At 65.8% G+C, this 17,792-nt stretch carries 16 protein-coding genes; 9 read left to right on the forward strand and 7 right to left on the reverse strand.

Annotation, left to right across the window (positions count from 1 at the left end; genetic code table 11):
• Positions 1-6: 6 nt before the first annotated feature.
• Genes GV368_RS07940 through GV368_RS07955 form a run of 4 tightly spaced genes read left to right on the forward strand, consistent with a single transcriptional unit; the run spans position 7 to position 4,411 of the window.
• The gene (locus GV368_RS07940) at positions 7-429 is read left to right on the forward strand and encodes an ExbD/TolR family protein (RefSeq protein ID WP_169116132.1); all 423 of its coding nucleotides are present in this window, start codon (positions 7-9) and stop codon (positions 427-429) included.
• Between the two features lie 41 nt (positions 430-470).
• A complete protein-coding gene (locus tag GV368_RS07945) occupies positions 471-2,663 on the forward strand; it encodes a TonB-dependent receptor (RefSeq protein ID WP_169116133.1) in 2,193 nt (730 codons plus the stop codon).
• 43 nt (positions 2,664-2,706) lie between these two features.
• Positions 2,707-3,387, forward strand: coding sequence for a Fe2+-dependent dioxygenase (locus tag GV368_RS07950; RefSeq protein WP_142809400.1), 681 nt, complete (start codon positions 2,707-2,709; stop codon positions 3,385-3,387).
• 28 nt (positions 3,388-3,415) lie between these two features.
• Positions 3,416-4,411: an alpha-hydroxy acid oxidase gene (locus GV368_RS07955; protein WP_169116134.1), complete on the forward strand. Its 996-nt coding sequence runs from the start codon at positions 3,416-3,418 to the stop codon at positions 4,409-4,411.
• Here the strand turns inward: GV368_RS07955 and GV368_RS07960 are convergent.
• Both GV368_RS07960 and GV368_RS07965 read right to left on the reverse strand, forming a co-directional pair.
• A complete protein-coding gene (locus GV368_RS07960) occupies positions 4,334-5,149 on the reverse strand; it encodes a DUF2334 domain-containing protein (protein WP_169116135.1) in 816 nt (271 codons plus the stop codon). The two genes, GV368_RS07955 and GV368_RS07960, sit on opposite strands and share 78 nt — an antisense overlap.
• The gene (locus GV368_RS07965) at positions 5,146-6,297 is read right to left on the reverse strand and encodes a glycosyltransferase family 4 protein (protein ID WP_169116136.1); all 1,152 of its coding nucleotides are present in this window, start codon (positions 6,295-6,297) and stop codon (positions 5,146-5,148) included. Before GV368_RS07965 ends, GV368_RS07960 begins: the two co-directional genes overlap by 4 nt.
• Positions 6,298-6,498: 201 nt before the next feature.
• Here GV368_RS07965 and GV368_RS07970 point away from each other — a divergent pair, with 201 nt between their 5' ends.
• The gene (locus GV368_RS07970; RefSeq protein WP_206673352.1) at positions 6,499-7,071 is read left to right on the forward strand and encodes a lipid-binding SYLF domain-containing protein; all 573 of its coding nucleotides are present in this window, start codon (positions 6,499-6,501) and stop codon (positions 7,069-7,071) included.
• A 78-nt stretch (positions 7,072-7,149) separates the two neighbouring features.
• Entirely contained in the window at positions 7,150-7,365 is a 216-nt protein-coding gene (locus GV368_RS07975; RefSeq protein WP_169116137.1) for a glycine zipper 2TM domain-containing protein, read from the forward strand.
• Positions 7,366-7,381: 16 nt separating this feature from the next.
• Here the strand turns inward: GV368_RS07975 and GV368_RS07980 are convergent, their stop codons facing one another.
• A complete protein-coding gene (locus GV368_RS07980) occupies positions 7,382-8,695 on the reverse strand; it encodes a hemolysin family protein (protein WP_142809408.1) in 1,314 nt (437 codons plus the stop codon).
• A 97-nt stretch (positions 8,696-8,792) separates the two neighbouring features.
• Between GV368_RS07980 and cutA the strand changes: the two genes are divergently transcribed.
• The gene (gene cutA, locus GV368_RS07985; protein WP_169116138.1) at positions 8,793-9,131 is read left to right on the forward strand and encodes a divalent-cation tolerance protein CutA; all 339 of its coding nucleotides are present in this window, start codon (positions 8,793-8,795) and stop codon (positions 9,129-9,131) included.
• A complete protein-coding gene (gene dsbD, locus GV368_RS07990) occupies positions 9,128-10,972 on the forward strand; it encodes a protein-disulfide reductase DsbD (protein WP_169116139.1) in 1,845 nt (614 codons plus the stop codon). The genes cutA and dsbD overlap by 4 nt, the downstream gene beginning before the upstream one ends.
• On the opposite strand, the gene GV368_RS07995 is transcribed toward dsbD, so the two are convergent.
• Positions 10,969-12,939 carry a UvrD-helicase domain-containing protein gene (locus tag GV368_RS07995; RefSeq protein ID WP_169116155.1) on the reverse strand — a complete coding sequence of 657 codons (1,971 nt, stop codon included), beginning with the start codon at positions 12,937-12,939 and terminating at the stop codon, positions 10,969-10,971. The genes dsbD and GV368_RS07995 overlap by 4 nt on opposite strands.
• Before the next feature lie 606 nt (positions 12,940-13,545).
• Between GV368_RS07995 and GV368_RS08000 the strand changes: the two genes are divergently transcribed.
• Positions 13,546-14,955 carry an MFS transporter gene (locus GV368_RS08000; protein WP_142803899.1) on the forward strand — a complete coding sequence of 470 codons (1,410 nt, stop codon included), beginning with the start codon at positions 13,546-13,548 and terminating at the stop codon, positions 14,953-14,955.
• A 33-nt stretch (positions 14,956-14,988) separates the two neighbouring features.
• Here the strand turns inward: GV368_RS08000 and lipA are convergent, their stop codons facing one another.
• Genes lipA through GV368_RS08015 form a run of 3 tightly spaced genes read right to left on the reverse strand, consistent with a single transcriptional unit; the run spans position 14,989 to position 17,763 of the window.
• Positions 14,989-15,945 (reverse strand): lipoyl synthase, encoded by a 957-nt coding sequence (lipA, locus tag GV368_RS08005; protein WP_169116140.1) that lies wholly within the window; start codon positions 15,943-15,945, stop codon positions 14,989-14,991.
• Between the two features lie 13 nt (positions 15,946-15,958).
• Positions 15,959-16,624 carry a lipoyl(octanoyl) transferase LipB gene (gene lipB, locus GV368_RS08010; protein WP_328514248.1) on the reverse strand — a complete coding sequence of 222 codons (666 nt, stop codon included), beginning with the start codon at positions 16,622-16,624 and terminating at the stop codon, positions 15,959-15,961.
• Positions 16,621-17,763, reverse strand: a complete 1,143-nt coding sequence (locus GV368_RS08015) for a D-alanyl-D-alanine carboxypeptidase family protein (RefSeq protein ID WP_206673354.1) — start codon at positions 17,761-17,763, stop codon at positions 16,621-16,623. Before GV368_RS08015 ends, lipB begins: the two co-directional genes overlap by 4 nt.
• Positions 17,764-17,792: the final 29 nt, after the last annotated feature.

Below are 17,792 nucleotides of genomic sequence, written 5' to 3' on the forward strand. Positions count from 1 at the left end.
TCTCTCATGGCCTTCGCTCGACTCGACAGCACCGGTGACACCGAACCGATCAACGAGATCAACATGGTGCCCTTCATCGACGTGATGCTGGTGCTGCTCATCATCTTCATCGTCACCGCCCCCTTGATGACCCACGCGGTGAAAGTCGACCTGCCTCAGGCGAGCAGCGTCCCCGACACCCAACGCGACGAAGAGCGCCTACGCCTGCGGCTCGCCGCCGACGGGCAGACCCTGCACTGGAACGACGAGGCGATCGACTGGACGGCGCTGGAGCCGCGCCTCGCCGAACTCACGCCCCAGACCACGCTGGAGCTGCAAGCCGATCGTGCCACCCCCTATGAGGCGATCGCCCGTTTGATGGCCGCCGCCTCGCGCCACGGCCTGGCGAAGATCGCCTTCGTGACCCTGCCGGGTGAGCCCTTGCCCTGAAAAACGACGACGCTTTTCCCCAACCCCAAGGAGTGTTTTCGATGTCGACCGTCCCTCCGCACGAGCCCCAGCCGCAAGCGGAAAATGCCGCGCTTCTTCGTCCCAAGGTCCTGCCGCTGGGCGCGGCGGTGCTCATCGGACTGGGTGCCGCGCAACCGGCGCTGGCTCAAAGCGCCGAAACCGGCACTGCCGACGCCCAAGTCCTGCCCACCGTGACCGTGACCGACCAAGCCCCCGTAGCCGAAGAGGGATACCTCAAGCGCACCACCCGCGTGGGCAAGACGCTGCAAGACCCGCAGGAGATTCCCCAGGCGATCACCATCCTCACCCGCGACCTGCTCGAAGACCAGCAAGTGGGTTCCTTGCGCGAGGCGCTGCGCAACGTCTCGGGACTCACCTTCAACGCCGCCGAGGGTGGGCGCTCCGGCGACAACATGATGCTGCGTGGTTTCTATACCTTCGGCGACATGTACCTCGACGGCATGCGCGACACGGCGCAATACAACCGCGAGACCTTCAATCTCGAGAGCGTGGAAGTGCTGCGCGGCGCCGCCGCCATGCTCTACGGCCGCGGCCAGGCGGGTGGCGTCATCAACCAGGTGAGCAAGACGCCGTTGCCCGTCGACAAGTACAAGCTCACCGGCTCGGTCGGTACCGAGGACTATCGCGAGGGCACGGCCGATCTCAACAAAACCCTGGGTGAGAACTCGGCGCTGCGCGTCAATCTCATGAAACGCGTGGAAGGCAGCTGGCGCAAGAACCCGGCCAACGGCGCCGAACCCGAGGTCGACCGCCAGGGTGCGGCCCTGAGTTTCGTCCACGGCATGGGCACGCGCGACGAAGTGCAGCTCAGCTACTACTATCTACAGACTCGCGACAATCCCGACTACGGCGTGCCCTTCGATGCCACGACCAAGCGGCCGCTCAAACGCTTTGGATCCTCCGCCTTCTGGGGCACCGACGATACCTTCGACGACTCGGACACACACATCGCCACCGCCACCTACACCCACCGTTTCCAACCGGGCACCGAGTGGCGCACGAGCCTTCGTTTCGCCGATTACGACCGCAGTTATTGGGCGCTCGCCCCTTCACGCACTAGCGCACCCGCTGCCGACGGTTCGAGTGGCAGCTCGAAAACACGCAACACCGACTATCAAACCGTGGCGCTGCAATCCGATCTCACGCACGCCCTCACGCTCGCCGGCATGCGCCATGAACTGCTCCTGGGATTCGAATACCTCAACGAAGACAGTCACCGCCGCGCGCTGCGCAATCTCGCTCCCCAGGGGGCACCCGCTTTCTATCGTCCCGGTATCGAAGATCCCAGGGCGAGCGCCACCGATTTCACGGGCGATAGCTACGCGCTCCTTGCCCAAGACACGATCGAATTCCTGCCCGGTTGGAAACTCACCTTGGGCGCACGTCGCGACGAGCTCTCCGCCGACTATAGCAACGTCAATTCTCCCCGTCTCGACTACGGCGAGAACAGCTACCGCGCCGGCCTGTCGTGGATGCCCACCGCCAACCAACACTACTACCTCTCGTGGTCCGACAGTTTCAGCCCCACCGCCGACCTCTACCAGCTCTCCGGCGGCGAGTATCCGGCCGAGCGCAGCGACGTGGTCGAGCTCGGTGCCAAATGGATGCTCTTCGAAGGCGATCTCTCTCTGCGCGCCGCCCTCTATCGTGCCACCAAAGACTGGGAACGCAACACCGATCTCGAGACCACTGGCGCCATCCTCAGCCGCAAGCGCCGCACCGATGGGTTGGAGCTCGAAGCCGCCGGCCGCATCACCGAGCGCTGGGAAGTTTTCGCCGGCCTATCCCTGATGGACGCCGAGATCCTCAAAGTCGCCCCCGGCGCCGATCCGCGATTCAAGGGGCAGCAGCCGCGCAATACGCCCGACTACACCTTCAACCTGTGGACCACCTACCGCTTCATGCCTCATTGGAAAGCCGGTCTAGGCGCCGAGACCAAGGGCGAGCGCTATGGCTACAACCCCATGGCCGCCAACGGACCCTTCGTGAACGGCAAGTTCTCGCCCAATGTCGCTCCCTCCTACACCCGCTGGGACGCGATGCTCGCCTACGAACAGCCCTCTTACACGATACGCATGAACGTGCGCAACCTCTTCGACAAGGTCTATTATGATGCCCTCTACGACAACGGGGGCTTCGTCGTCCCCGGCACCGACCGGGCGGTGATCCTCACGGCCGAGTTCAAGTTCTGAATTTTCGGCGGGGCGCGAAGCCCCGCCTCTCACGGAAGATGCCATGCTCCTGACGATCGACGAAGTCCTCTCCGCTGCGGAAGTCGACCATGCCCGGGCACTGCTCGCGCAGGCGCGCTGGGTCGATGGCCGCAGCACCGCCGGGCCGCTCGCCCGCGAAGTCAAGAACAACCTGCAGATTGCCGAAGACTGCCCCACCCTCGCCCCCTTGCGCCAGCTGGTGCTGCAGGCGCTCGAGCGCGAGCCGCTCGTTTTTTCGGCCGTCCTGCCGCGCGACATCTTCCCGCCGCAGTTCAACCGCTATCGCGCCGTCGGCGAAGGCGAACGCTACGGGCCCCACGTCGATGCCGCCATCCGCCTCGTCGGCGAACGAAAACTGCGCACCGACGTCTCGGCCACACTCTTTTTCAGCGCACCGGAGGAATACGACGGGGGCGAGCTCGTCATCCACGACCTCTTCGGCACGCAGCGCGTCAAGGAAAAGGCCGGCTCCATCGTCATCTACCCTGCGAGTTCGCTGCACGAGGTCACGCCGGTCACCCGGGGAGAGCGGCTCGCCTCTTTCATGTGGTTCCAGAGCCTGGTGCCCGATCCGGTCGAGCGGCGCATGCTGTTCGAACTCGACATGGCCACCCTCACGCTGCGCAGCGAACACGGCGAAGGGGCACTCGCCGCCCGATTCTCCACCCTCTATCACAACCTGCTGCGGCGCTGGAGCGTCTAGCCGTGTCCGACGATGCGCTCGCGCCCGTGTGCGCCGAAGACTACCTCGAGCTCGCGCAACGGCAGCTGGCGCCGGACGTCGCCGCGTACCTCTCGGCGGGGCCGAAGCGGAACTGGCGGCGCGGCGCAACCGCGAGGCGCTGGACGCCACCACCCTCATCCCCCGTTTCGTGCGCGAAACGCCTCCCGCCCCGCCTAATGGGCCGACCCTGTTCGGCCGGCGCCACGCTTCGCCGCTGCTGCTCGCGCCGATCGCACACCAGCGGCTCTTCCATCCCGACGGTGAGGCGGCGAGCGTCCTCGCGGCGTTGGCGCAGGGCGTCACGCCCATCGTCTCCAGCCTGGCGAGCACCCCCTGGCCGCAACTGCGCCAGCTCGCCGAAGAAGAACCGCTGTGGTTCCAGATCTACTGGCAGGGCGATCGCGCCGCCACCGCGCGGCTCATCGATCGTGCCGCGCAGCTGCGCCCCGAAGCCTGGATGATCACTCTGGATGCGCCCATCGGAGGCTTGCGCTGGCGTCTGTGGCGCAGCGGTTTTCGCTTGCCGCCTCAGGCGGTACCGGCCAACCTCGACCCCCAGGTACCGACGCAGCGCACGCACGAACTGGCGGCCCTCCTTGCGCTCGCGCCGACACGCGATGATCTCGCCTGGCTACGCGATCGCGTACGGCAGCCGCTCCTTGCCAAAGGCGTGGTGCACGAAGCGGACGCCCAAGCGCTGGCGCGGCTGGGCTACGACGGTCTCGTCGTCTCCAATCACGGCGGGCGCACCTTCGACGCCGCCCCCGCGAGCCTTGCACGGCTTGCCCCGCTCGCACAGGCCGTGGGCAAACGGATGACGATCCTCTTCGATGGCGGCGTGCGCCGCGGCAGCGACGTCGCCAAAGCCTTGGCACTGGGCGCGTCGGCCGTGCTCGTCGGCCGCCCCTACGTGGCAGCGCTTGCCCTAGAGGGCGCGCACGGCGTCGCCCGCTGCCTGCGCTTGCTGCGCGACGAGTACGCCGCCGTCGCTGCCTTGCTGTAACGCGGCCAGATGCCGCAATGCATCGACCTTGGTGCTCGGCATGCGTTCGGCCAGTAGCGCGCGCGTCGTCCGCTCCCAGAAACGGCGTGAGCGCTCGTGGCGCATGTCCACCGGGTGCAATCCCAGTCGCAGCCAAGGGCGGTTCGCGCTGCGTCTCAACCAGCGCTCATTGACCACCTGCGAAACGAGGCGACGCCAGCCGCTGCGGGCGCTCCACACGAGGCTGGGCGCCTCGATCGAGCGCCACCCCGCACCCGCACGGACATACACCCGCCGCGGCGAGCTGGTATAGCGCAAGGGAGTACGCGCGAGCGCACGCCAGGCGCCTTCTCCCAAAAGCCAACCCGGCGCGACGAAACCCTCCACCGGCCAACCCAGGCACGCGAAGAGCGCGAGGCCCCGTTCGAGCCGCATCTGGGCCTCTTGCTCGGAGATCGCCGCGAATTCCCCCTCGTGGGTAAAGATGCGCCGGCGCACGAAGTCGATCGGTCCATGACAGGGAAGTTCGTCGGCATGGAAGTACCCGTGCAGCACCGCCTCGCCGCCGCGGGCCAGCTCCCGCTCGATCGCGGCACAAAAGCGCGGCTCCCGGTCGAACGTCCCTTGTCCGTGGTAGTCGGGTACGAGGAGCAGCGTGAGCGGCACACCCCAGGATGCCGCGTGGGCCGCGAAGTCCGCATACAGCGGCCACGTGGCCGGTGCCACGTCGTGCAGCACGACCGAGAAGCGGGCCTTCATCGTCCCCCCTGCCAGGCATCGATCACTTCCGCAGCCACCGGCACCGGCAGCAGCGAAGGTACGCCGCACAAGGCACGATAGTGCTCCAGCAGACTCGGCAACACCGCCGGCCAAGCGTAACGGCGCTCCACCCAGGCGCGCGCTTGCCGCCCGGCCTCTGCGAGATCGACGTCGCGCACGAACTCGCGCACCGTCTGCGCAAACACCGCCGCATCCAGCCGCGGGGCGATGCGGCCGGCCTCGGGCGGCACCAGCTCGGACACGGCCCCGCCGGCTACTCCGACCACGGGGATGCCGCTTGCCATCGCCTCGAGCACCACCAAGCCGAAAGTCTCCTGATTGCCGGCATGGACGAGCACATCGGCGCTGGCCAGGATGCGGGCGACGTCTTCACGACCGACAAAGCGATCGACCACCGTCACGTTCTCCGGCACCCGCCGCGGCATGGCGCTGCCCACGAGCAGCAGATGAAACTCCTCGCCCAAGAGCCGCGCCGCCGCGAGCAGGACGTCGAGATTCTTCTCGCGTGAACCGCGGCCGGCGAAGACCATGAGGTAGCGCGATTGGGGAATGCCCAGCTCGGCGCGCAAGCGGGGGTCGCGCCGCGCTGGCGAGAACGCTGCCGTATCCACCCCCAAAGGCTGGGCGATCGCCCCCTCCACGCCGAGTGCCGCCAGATGCTCCGCCATGGTACGACTGGGCGTGAGCACCCGGTCAAAGCGCCGGTAGAGATGACGCACATAAGCAGCAGCCGCCTGCCCCCACGTTCGCCCGAATCGTCGCTCGACGAGGCGAGGCAGATCCGAATGGTAGAAACCGATCACCGGCACGCCCAGCCGCTCCCCCGCGGCCAGGGCCGCCCAGGCCGGAACATACGGATCCCCCGCCTCGATCACGTCGGGCGCCAAGGCAACGAGGCGATCTTCCCACGGCCCCGGGCGCAAGGGAAAACGATAACCGGTAGAAAAAGGGATGGGCCAGGCCGAGATCATCTCCCAGCCCGGGACGGAGCAATCTTCTGCTCCCGGCACCACCAGGGTATGCCGCACCCCCTCGATCGAAGAAAGAACACGTCGCTTCGCTTCCAGATACGTCCGTACACCCCCGCTCGCTTCCGCGTAGAACATCGTGACATCGACAATATGCATGAATCGTCCGATCAGCAAGAAAGTTCCACCAGTGTAGCGCTGCCGCCTCTTGCCTGCTACCCCCTGAAGGGTCTCTCGCAGCGGCAAAAGCATCCCGTAAACACCTTGTTTCTTTTTTGGCCGATGCCAACGATTGATCTTCCTGGATCCGCAGACTAACCTGGTTCATACGAACGTCTTTTCGTCTCGAGGAGAAAAACGATGATCCCGTTCGACCGATCGTTTCACCGCGCTTGGTTCTACGTACTACTGATCGCGATGAGTCTCGTGCTACTCCTGCCACGAGCCCACGCAGCCACGTCACAAGAAGAACTGATCCGCGATGCCCAGCAAGCTCTGGCCACGCTACGCAAAATCAACCCATCGGCAGACGCCATCGCCAAGTCGGCCAAAGGCGTGCTGGTGTTCCCCAACATCATCAAAGCAGGCCTCGTCTTCGGCGGCAGCTATGGTGAAGGCGTACTTTTCGTCGATGGCAAGGTACGGGGATTTTATAATTCGGTCTCCGCTTCCTGGGGCTTGCAGCTCGGCGCTCAATCGTACGGCTACGCCCTGTTCCTGATGAACGACAAGGCTCTGAAATACCTTGAAGAGAGCCAAGGCTGGGAGTTGGGTTCCGGTCCGAACGTCACCTTGGTGGATACCGGAGTCGCAGCGAACCTCTCCACCACCACGCTGCGCGACGACGCCTATGCCTTCATCTTCGACCAGCAGGGGCTCATGGGCGGCATCAACATCGAAGGCACGAAAATCACGCGCATCAAACAGCCGTGACCCATTGACATCCCGAAACATCTACCATGCGTCGCGCACGATATAAATAAAACCCATCAATCACGAAGAGGAGCGACCATGAAACGAATCTTCCTTCTCGCGCTCACCGCATCCACCCTGAGTCTGCTGAGTGGTTGTGCCACGTGGGACAACATGTCGAGCCGAGAAAAGGCCGCGGTAGGGGGCGCTGCCGTGGGCGGCGTCATCGGTGCGGCCGCTTCGGACGGGCACCTGCTCGGCACGGTCGGAGGTGCCGCCATTGGAGGCGTCATCGGCGACCAGCTCGGCAAGTGATTCGAGCAACGCAGCGCTAGCCGCCATCGCCCGTCTTCTCCGTTCCCGCGGGAGCGGAGAGGCGGGTCACCAGCAATTGGTCGATGCGGTAGTTGTCGATATCGACCACTTCGAAACGGTAGCCTTTGTATTCGAGCGCATCGGTGCGCTTGGGTACCTTGCGCAAGTGATACATCATGAACCCGGCGATGGTCTCGAAGTGTTCCGATCCTTCGAACCCGTCGATTCCGAGCACCTCGGCCACCTCGGCGATCGGGGTGAGCCCATCGAGCAACCAGGAATCGGCGTCACGCCGAACGATCATCTCTTCGCGCCCCACGACGGGATCGACCGCGACCACCGTGTCCATCACGTCGCGAAGCGTGAGCAAACCCACAACTATGGCATATTCGTTGACAATGAGCGCGAAATCTTGCCCGGCACTGCGAAAGCGCTGCAGCGCCTCGAGCAGCGTGAGCGTATCCGGGAAGACCAACAAATCCCGCACTACCATCTCGGCGGTCAGCGAGACTTTTTCTCCGTCGATGATGGAGAGGAACAGATCGCGCGTGTCCACGTAGCCCACAGGACGGTCGAGCGAGCCGTCACACACGGGAAACTTGCCGTGGGGGTGGTTGCGCAACTTCTGCCGAATGTTTTCCTCGGGCTCACCAACCAAAAGATAGACGATCTCGTCACGCGGCACCATGGCGGTACGCACGGTGCGCTCGTCGAGCTCGAAAACACGGGTCACCAGTTTCTGCTCCTCGGCGAGCAGCGTTCCGGCACGCGTGGCGGCGTCGGCCAGTGCCACGATTTCATCGACGGTGACCTCCTCGCGCCGGCGCTCCGGCGCCCCGGCCAGGCGCAGCACCCAGGAAGCAAGGGCGTCGATCACCCACACCAGGGGATGGAGCAGGCGCACGAGCAGCGTCATCGGCGGGGCCGCCACCAGCGCGATGCGTTCGGGCGCGAGTAGCGCGAGGCGTTTCGGCACCAGGTCGGCGAACACGACGAAGAGCAACGTGACACCAAGAAACGCAAGGGAAGAGGCGACGGAGCGGACATACTCCGGCGGCAACAAGAGCGCCACGAATGGTTCGAGCCAAGGCGTGACGGAAGACTCTCCCACCGCACCGCCGAGGATCGCAACCGCATTGAGGCCGATCTGCACCACCGTGAAATAGTGCCCTGGCTGATCCTGGAGCGTCAACACCCGCTGGGCCCTGACGTCTCCTTGCTTGGCCAGCATCTCGAGGCGCAAGCGGCGCGACGCCGCGAGCGATATCTCCGACATGGAAAAGAAAGCACTCGTGAGCACGAGCGCCAAGAGGGCGACAAGGATCGACATGTTGGTTTTTTTCGTCCGAGACTTCCTCATTATAGCGAGGAAGTCCGTCGCGACCCGATGGATATAATGGGACTTTTACGCAGAGGGAGCAACGGCGATGGATTCGATCCTGCTCGTATATTGTACGGTCCCCGACCTCGATACTGCGCGCTCGCTCGCCCGAACCCTGGTCGAAGAGCGGCTGGCTGCCTGTGTGAACCTCGTGCCGGGATTGACGTCCTTTTACCGCTGGCAGGGCACGGTACAGGAAGACGCGGAGACGCTGCTGCTCATCAAAACCGCGGCGGCACGCCATCGCGCACTACAGGAACGTTTACGCGCCCTGCATCCTTATGAACTCCCGGAAATCATCGCGGTCCCAGTGTCGGCGGGTCTGCCCGCCTATCTGGAGTGGGTCGCCACGGAAACCCTTAGCCCTCCCGAGGATCCCACATGAGCCGTCTTCGTTCTCGGTTACGCCTGCCGTTTTTCCTGTCGTTCCTCATCTTCTTCCTGCTCGCGCCGCTCCCGAGCCGCGCCGCCGACCCCGTTCCACCGGAAGAAGCCTTCGTGCCCCACGCTTACCGTGGAGAAAACGGCACGATCGTCGTCGAATTCACGATTCGCGAGGGCTATTATCTCTACCGGGACAAACTGAGATTCACCGTCCTCTCCCCGCAAGAAACCCGCCTCTTGCCCGAACTGCCACCGGGCGAATCGAAGCAGGACGAGTTCTTTGGCGAGGTTCAGATCTTCCGTAACCGCCTCGGCTTGCCGCTGAGATACGAGGGCGAGACGCCACAGCGCCTGCGCATCACCCATCAAGGCTGCTGGGACGGGGGAATCTGCTACCCCCCAGTGATCTCCGACCTCGAAGTGACCGCCACCCCGCCCGCCCCCAGCTTGTTACAGCGTCTGCGTGGTGTCACGCCCACATACACGCCGGCCCAGGCTTCGGCCTCGATCGCAGCGGAGTCCACGCCACCTTCGAGCCCGCTGCCGGGCGACGAGAGCGGGCGGCTGGCACAAGCGCTCGCCGGCAGCCACTGGGCGCCCATGCTCGCCACGTTTTTCGGCCTGGGGCTGTTGCTCGCCTTCACGCCCTGCACCTTCCCCATGATCCCCATCATCTCGGGCATCATCGTCGGCAGCAAGGAGCACGTCTCACGCGGACGGGCGTTCGGCTTATCCCTCGCCTACGTCATGGCCATGGCCGCCACCTATGCGATCGCCGGAGCGCTCGCCGGACTCTCGGGAACACTGCTCTCCGCCACTCTGCAGACTCCTTGGGTGCTCGGAGGTCTCGCGCTGGTATTCGTGCTGCTCTCCCTGTCGATGTTTGGTTTCTACGAGCTGCAGCTACCCGCTTCGTGGCAGACACGGCTCGATGCTGCCGCGGGACGCCTGCCGGGGGGACGCTATCTCGGCGTCGCGCTCATGGGTGCGATCTCGGCGCTGGTGGTCGGCCCCTGCGTGGCCGCGCCGCTCGCGGGCGCGCTGCTCTACATCGCCCGCACGGGGGACGCCTGGCTCGGAGGCTGGGCGCTCTTCGCCCTGGGATTGGGGATGGGAGCTCCACTCGTGGCGGTGGGCTTGGGCGCGCGTGAGCTGCTGCCGCGCTCCGGACCCTGGCTCAAAGGCGTAAAGCGCATCTTCGGCGTGCTGATGCTGGCGCTCGCTTGGTGGATCGTGCGGCCGGTGGCGCCGGATTGGCTGTGGCTGCTCGGCTGGGCCCTGCTCGCGCTGGGCACCAGCGTCTTCCTGCATGCGCTCGATCCGCTGCCACCGCAAGCGCCGGCCATGCGGCGCCTGGGTAAGGCCCTGGGCCTTGCGCTTGCCACCTACGGCATCGTCGCCCTGGTGGGGCTGTTGGGCGGAGCACGCGATCCCTTGCAGCCGCTCGCGCTGCGCCTCTCGGCTGCCTCTTCCGCCTCGGTGCCGGCGCAGCAAGTTCCCACCGTGCGCACGCTCGCCGAGCTGGAATCGGCGGTGCGCGCGAGCGATCGCCCCGTGCTGGTCGACGTGCGGGCCGACTGGTGCATCTCCTGCCTGGAACTGGAGCGCGCCCTCGAAGACCCTCGCCTGCGCCCCCACCTCGCCGACGTGACCCGCCTCGGCGCAGACGTGACCGCCGCCGACGAATCTGCCCGGGCGCTGTTGCGCCGTTTCGAACTCTTCGGCCCGCCAGCCCTGCTCTTCTTCGCGCCCGGCGGCAAAGAGCATAGCGAACTGCGCGTGGCCGGCTACCTCGGCCCCGATGAATTGCTGCCGCGATTCGAGCGCTGGCTGGGACGCTAGCCGCCTTCGAGCATCGCGCGCAAGCGCGCAAGCCGCGCCTTGGCGTCTTCCTTGGCCACGGGTTCGTCGCGCCGCCGCATCTGCACCCCCTCGCCCATCTCGGCGATGAAACGCGATGGCTCCACGCTGCGCCACTCCTTGCCCTCACGCCGCCGCTCACACCAGGTGATCGTCAGGCTGCGCTGCGCGCGCGTGATGCCCACGTACATGAGCCGGCGCTCTTCCTCGACCCGCTCTTCCTCGAGACTCGCCTGATGCGGCAGGATACCCTCCTCCACGCCGACGAGGAAGACGTGCTTGAACTCCAACCCCTTGGCCGCATGCAGGGTGGCGAGTTGCACCGCGTCGGCATCGTCCTCGCCGTCGTCGAGCCGGGCGACGAGGTTGAGCGTCTGCGCGAGCTCGAGCAGCGTCTTTCCTTCTTCCTCGCCCTTGCGTCCTACCCAGGCGGCAAAGTCGCGCAGCGAGCGCGCCCTTGCCTCGGCCTCACGCGCCTCGCCGTGCGTCAGATACCAGCCTTCGAGGTCGATCGCCGCAAGCAGCTCTTCGAGGAGCCGGGCGGCGGGCTCGCGTTCCGCGCGCCAGCGCAGTCGGTCGAGGAATTCGGCGAAGGTACGCATGCCCGCCAGCGCCGCGGCCGGCACGTGCGCCGCCGCGCCTTCTTCGCGCAGCGCCGCCGACAGGCTCAGGTGGCGCAGTCCGGCGTAGCGCGACAGGGCCTCGATGCTCGCCGGGCCGATGCCGCGCCGTGGCGTGGTGATGGCGCGCACGAAGGCCGGGTCGTCGTCCTCGTTGAGCAGCAGCCGCAGGTAGGCCATGACGTCGCGGATCTCGACGCGATCGAAGTAGGATTGCCCCCCCGTGAGGGTGTAGGGGATCTTGTGCTGGCGCAGGGCCTGCTCGAAGAGCCGACCCTGGTGATTGCTGCGATAGAGGATGGCATAGTCGCGCCAACGGCCGCGGTGCTGGAAGCGGTGGGCGTCGAGCCGCGCCGCCACCCATTCGGCCTCGTGCTCGGGATCACGGCAAGCGAACACGGTGACCGCCTCCCCCTCGCCGTGCTCGGACCACAGACGCTTGTCGAACAGCTTGTCGTTGTGCGCGATCAGGGTGTTGGCGGCGGCAAGGATGCGCCGGCTGGAGCGGTAATTTTGCTCCAACTTGATGACCCGCAGCCGGGGATAATCCTGCGCGAGCAGCCGCAGGTTCTCGACGTCGGCGCCGCGCCAGCCGTAGATCGCCTGATCGTCGTCCCCCACGGCGGTGAAGGCTTCGCGCGGCCCGGCGAGCAGCTTCAGGAGCTCGTACTGGGTGCGGTTGGTGTCCTGGTATTCATCGACGAGGAGGTAACGCAGCCGGTTCTGCCAGCGCTCGCGCACCTCGGCCTCGCGCCGTAGCAGGCGCAGGGGCAGCAGGATCAGGTCGTCGAAGTCGACCGCGTGGTAGGCGCGCAGCGTGCGTTCATAGTCGCGGTAGGCGGCGGCCGCGGCGGCGGCGAGTTCATCGCTGGCGAGCTGCTCGGCCTCCTCCGGTTCGATCGCCGCATTCTTCCATTGCGAGATGCGCCAGTGCAGCTGGCGCACGATGCCGCGCTCGGCCGCGGGCAGGAGGTCGGCGAGCACGTTCTGCGCGTCGGCCGGATCGAGGATGGAGAAGCGCGGCTTGAGCCCCAGGTGCGGCGCCTCCTCGCGCAGCAGGCGCACGCCGAGCGCGTGGAAGGTGCTCACGGTGAGCCCGCCGGGGAGCCGCCCGCCCAGGAGCGCCGCCACCCGTTCCTGCATCTCGCGGGCGGCCTTGTTGGTGAAGGTGATGGCGGCGATGTGCCGGGGGGCGAGCCCCACCTTTTGGATGAGGTGGGCGATCTTGTGCGTGATGACGCGCGTCTTGCCGCTACCGGCCCCGGCGAGCACCAGGCAGGGGCCGTCGAGGTGGGTGATCGCGCTTCGCTGTTCGGTATTCAAAGACATGAGCACGGGAAAATGGGGGTCCATCGGGAGACTGCAAAAAAACCGTCACACCCGGCCGAAGGACGAGGCGCTCCGGGCACAGGATACGACACCCATCGGGGGCACGAGCGGGCAACCGAATACCGTCCGCGACGCCGTGCAGGCGCGCAAAGGGCCATTTAGGGCTCCCGTGAGATTGTACCCTCGTGGGCTGGCGCCGCCTTACTGCTCCTGCGCCTCTCGTACGAAATCATCGTGCACAATCGCATGGCAAGGCACCCGGCGTACCGAATGCAAGGCATGTCTCCGAGTAGGCGAGCACAGGAGAACGTCGCCACGCAAACGCGCGGTGCGTCATGCAGAGGATCCTCCCGTTGGCCGGTTTGCGCCGCACCGCAGGACAGGCTATCCTTAGGGAAACGCTGAAGAAATGAGCGAGCGGGATGAAGCGCAAGGCGCACGGAGCGCAGCGACCGAGACATATCGAGTGGATAGGCGAGGGAGCGAGCACCGCGCAACGCAGCGATTCGCCCGCGCAGCCAATTATTCAGCGTTTCCTTAGCACGACGAGGGCGGCGCACCGATCCCTACCGCCTTCGCTTTTTTGCGACCCTTGCGGGAGGCTCCATGCGTAGCATTCTGTTTCCCATTACCGCTCTAATGCTCGGGGTGGCCTCGTTACTGCTCGGTACGGGGCTACTCAACTCTCTCATCGCATTGCGTGGAGGGCTCGAGGGGTTCAGCGATCAACTGCTGGGGCTGATGGGGTCGAGCTATTTCGTGGGGTTCTTCGCTGGCACCTGGATCACCCCTTACCTCATCCGGCGCATGGGACACATCCGGGCCTTCGCTTTTTTCTGCGCGACGATCACCGCCTGCGTGCTCCTGCACCTGCTTTACGTACATGCCGAAATTTGGATCGTGCTGCGCTTCCTCACGGGCGTGTCCATCGTCGGTTTCTATGCCGTGATCGAGAGCTGGCTCGGAGGGAGTGCCCCACCCGAACGACGGGGCTTCATATTCGCCGTCTACATGATCGTCAATCTCGTGGCGCTGGGCTGTGCCCAGCTTTTCCTGCGCTGGAATAGCCCGGGCGTCTTCAACCTGTTCGCGGTCTCGGCCATCTTCGCGGTGCTGGCGATCTTGCCCGTGACGGCCACACGCTTACAGCCACCGGCCATCGTCGAAGTGGCGCGAATGTCCCTGCGCCGCCTGTGGTTGAGCGCCCCGGTCGCGGCCATGGGAGCCGTCTCCTCCGGCTTGGCGATGGGTTCATTCTGGACCCTCTCCGCAGCCTACCTCAACCGTTTGGGTTTGGGCAATGCCGAAATCGGCACTTTTCTCTCGCTCACCATCCTAGCGGGCGCCCTGTTCCAGTGGCCCATCGGTTGGCTTTCGGACCGTTTCGATCGCCGCCTCACCTTGGCCTGGGTCGGAGGGCTGGCCTGCATCACGGCCTGCCTGCTGGCGCTCGCACCCAGTCTGAAATTGCCCCTCTTGATGATGGGGCCGATCTTCGGTCTCTTCCTGCTCGCCGTCTATCCCATCGTGGTCGCGCATCTGGTCGATCATCTGCACCGCGACGAGATTCTCGCAGGCAACACGGCTTTGCTGATGTTGCATGGCATCGCCGCGGCGCTGGGCCCCTCGCTGGCCGGCTGGGCCATGACGGATTTCGGGCCGAACGCTTTCCCGGCCTTCCTCGCGGTGGCCCTCTTGCCGATGACGGTGCTCGCCGCACTGCAGTACCGCCGCAGCATGGACGTGATCGTCGAAGAACCGGCGCACTTCAAACCCATGGTACGTACTTCGCCCGCCGTCCTCGAACTGATGGCCGAAGCGGAACCCGCCCAGATGCAGGACACACCCATCCCCCGGGCAGACTCCCCCTCGACGGAAGAAGAGATCGCCGACGCTCGAGAAAACGCGCAAACGACCGAAGGCGCCCCATCCAGCAGTTCCGAGGAAACCGATGCCGAGCGCTCGAACCGTGAAACCGGCAACGAGGCCCCCGGGGCGACCGCTCGCCCCTCCTGATCGGATGGGAAAAACCGACGGAAACGGCGCGACTCAGGCCACGCCGGCCTCGTGCGCCTGACGATCGGCCCAGTAGGAGGAACGCACGAGCGGCCCACAGGCAGCGTGCCTGAACCCCAGCGCGAGTGCCTCGCGCTCGAAGGCGGCGAAGGTCTCGGGTGGAACGTAGCGCTCCACCGGCAGGTGTCCGGACGAAGGCTGCAGGTACTGGCCGATGGTGAGCATGTCGCAGCCGTGCGCCCGCAGGTCGCGCATCACCTGCACGATCTCCTCGTCGGTTTCGCCCAACCCGACCATCAGGCCAGACTTGGTCGCCACCTCGGGATGGCGCGCCTTGAATTCCGCCAACAGCCGCAAGGAATGGGCGTAGTCGGCCCCGGGCCGCGCCTGGCGGTAGAGCCGGGGCACGGTTTCCAGATTGTGGTTCATCACGTCGGGCAGATCCTGGGCGAAGGCTTCCAGCGCCGCCTCCAGCCGGCCACGGAAGTCCGGCACCAGCACTTCGATGCGGGTGGAGGGGGAGTGTGCACGCACGGCACGGATGCAAGCGGCGAAGTGCGCCGCGCCGCCGTCGCGCAGGTCGTCGCGGTCGACGCTGGTGATGACCACGTAGCGCAGGCGCATGGCCGCCACCGTGCGCGCGAGATGCTCGGGTTCGGCCGGATCCGGCGGCAAGGGCTTGCCGTGGGCCACGTCGCAGAAGGGGCAGCGGCGGGTGCAGACGTCGCCCAGAATCATGAAGGTGGCCGTGCCCTTGCCGAAACACTCGTGGATGTTGGGGCAGGAGGCTTCCTCACACACGGTGTGCAGCTGATGGGCGCGCAAAGTGGCCTTGATTTGCTGGAAGCGCTCGGCCTCTTCACCCCCGGCCAGGCGCACGCGGATCCACTCGGGTTTGGGCAGCGGCGCCCTGGGGACGATTTTGATCGGGATACGGGCGGTCTTCTGGGCGCCACGGGCTTTCTCGGGTGCATCGACGGGTCGGTCCATGATCGGCTCCTTTTCAGGGAGAGGGCGGGGCCCAGGGGTCGGAAGTTTCGCTCCAGGCAAGCGGCCCGAGCCAGGTCTGCAGCGGATCGAGCAGCCGCTCGGCGGTCTCGCGCACGCTCCAATCGAGGCCATGATCGCGCAAGCGGGTGGTGGCGAGCCCCGCATGGCCACAGGGGTTGATGCCGGCAAAAGGCGAGAGGTCGAGGTCCACGTTGAGCGAGAGTCCGTGGTACGTGCAGCCATTCTTCACCCGTAGCCCCAGCGCGGCGATCTTGGCGCCGGCAAGGTAGACCCCGGGCGCCCCCTCGCGCCGTTCACCTTGCAGCCCGCAGCTGGCGAGCAGGTCGATCACGCTCTGTTCGATGTGGTGCACCAGAGCGCGCACGCTCGAGCGCCGGCGGCGCAGGTCGAGGAGGAAATAGACGACGAGCTGACCCGGCCCATGGTAGGTGATTTGGCCGCCGCGGTCGATGTGCACCAGAGGAATGCCCGTGGCCCGCCCCTGGGGCAGCAGGTGCTCGGGACGGCCGGCGAGCCCCAGGGTATAAACCGGCTCGTGTTCGAGGCACCACAGCCGGTCGAGGGTGTCAGGCCCGCGCTCGGCCGTGGCGCGCTGCATTGCGCGCCATACCGGCTCGTAAGGCTGCCGGTCGAGCCAGAAAACCGGCGTGCAGCTCACCAGCTCTTGATCCACAACACCAGCGCATCCCAGGCACGACCGAACCAGCCCGCTTGCGGCACATCGTCGAGCGCCACCGCCGTGAGCGTGGTGAGCGGTTTGCCCTCGACGCTCACTTCTACCTTGCCCACCGGCTGCCCCTTGCTCACCGGCGCGAGCAGCGGCTCTTCGCCGATGAAGCGCGCCTCGGCGTGCTTGACGTCTTCACGCGGCAGGGTCAGCACCACGTCGGTGGTAAAGCCCACCGGAATCTCGCGTTTGGCCCCTTTCCATACGCGCAGCGTGGCCACCGCCTGGTTGGCGTCGTAGAGTTTGACGGCGTCGAAGAACTGGAAGCCGTAATTGAGCAGCTTCAGCGACTCCTGCACCCGCACCTCGTCGGAGGGCGCGCCCAGCACCACGGCGATGAGCCGCCGTCCCTCGCGCCGAGCCGAGGAAGCCAGGCAATAGCCGGCAGAGGAGGTATGCCCGGTCTTGATCCCATCGACGCTGGGATCGAGCCAAAGCAGGCGATTACGGTTGGGCTGACGGATGCCGTTGAAAACGTACTCCTTTTCCGAATAGAGGGCGTAGAACTGCGGAAACTCTTCGATGATGGCACGCGCGAGGAGCGCGATGTCGTGCGCACTCATGTAGTGCTGCGGATCGGGCATGCCAGTCGAATTCATGAAATGTGAGTTCTTCAGGCCGAGTTTCTTCGCCGCATCGTTCATGAGGGCGGTAAAAGCCTCTTCGCTGCCGGCGACCGCCTCGGCCAGGGCCACGGAAGCGTCGTTCCCCGACTGGATGATCATGCCGCGCAGCAACTCTTCCACCGTAGGCGTCATCTTGGGGTCGATGAACATGCGCGACCCCCCCATCTTCCACGCCGTCGTGGACACTGGAATTTGCTGCTCCAGCTCGAGCCGCCCGTCACGCAGTGCGCCGAACACGACATAGGCGGTCATGAGTTTGGTGATGGAAGCCGGCTCGGCCGGCTGATCGGCATCCTTGCTAGCGAGCACCTCGCCGGTGCGGGCATCGATCAACACCCACTGCCGGGCATTGAGCGTGATGGGCGGCACCGCCGCCTGCGCTACCGTGACCCAACACGCGATGAACAGGACACACCAAACCTGAATCGAACGAACGAACCTCACGTGCCAACTCCTGAATCGCTTCGAGAAGC

The organism is Tepidiphilus baoligensis (assembly GCF_012911495.1).
In the GTDB taxonomy this organism is placed as follows: Bacteria; Pseudomonadota; Gammaproteobacteria; order Burkholderiales; family Rhodocyclaceae; genus Tepidiphilus; species Tepidiphilus olei.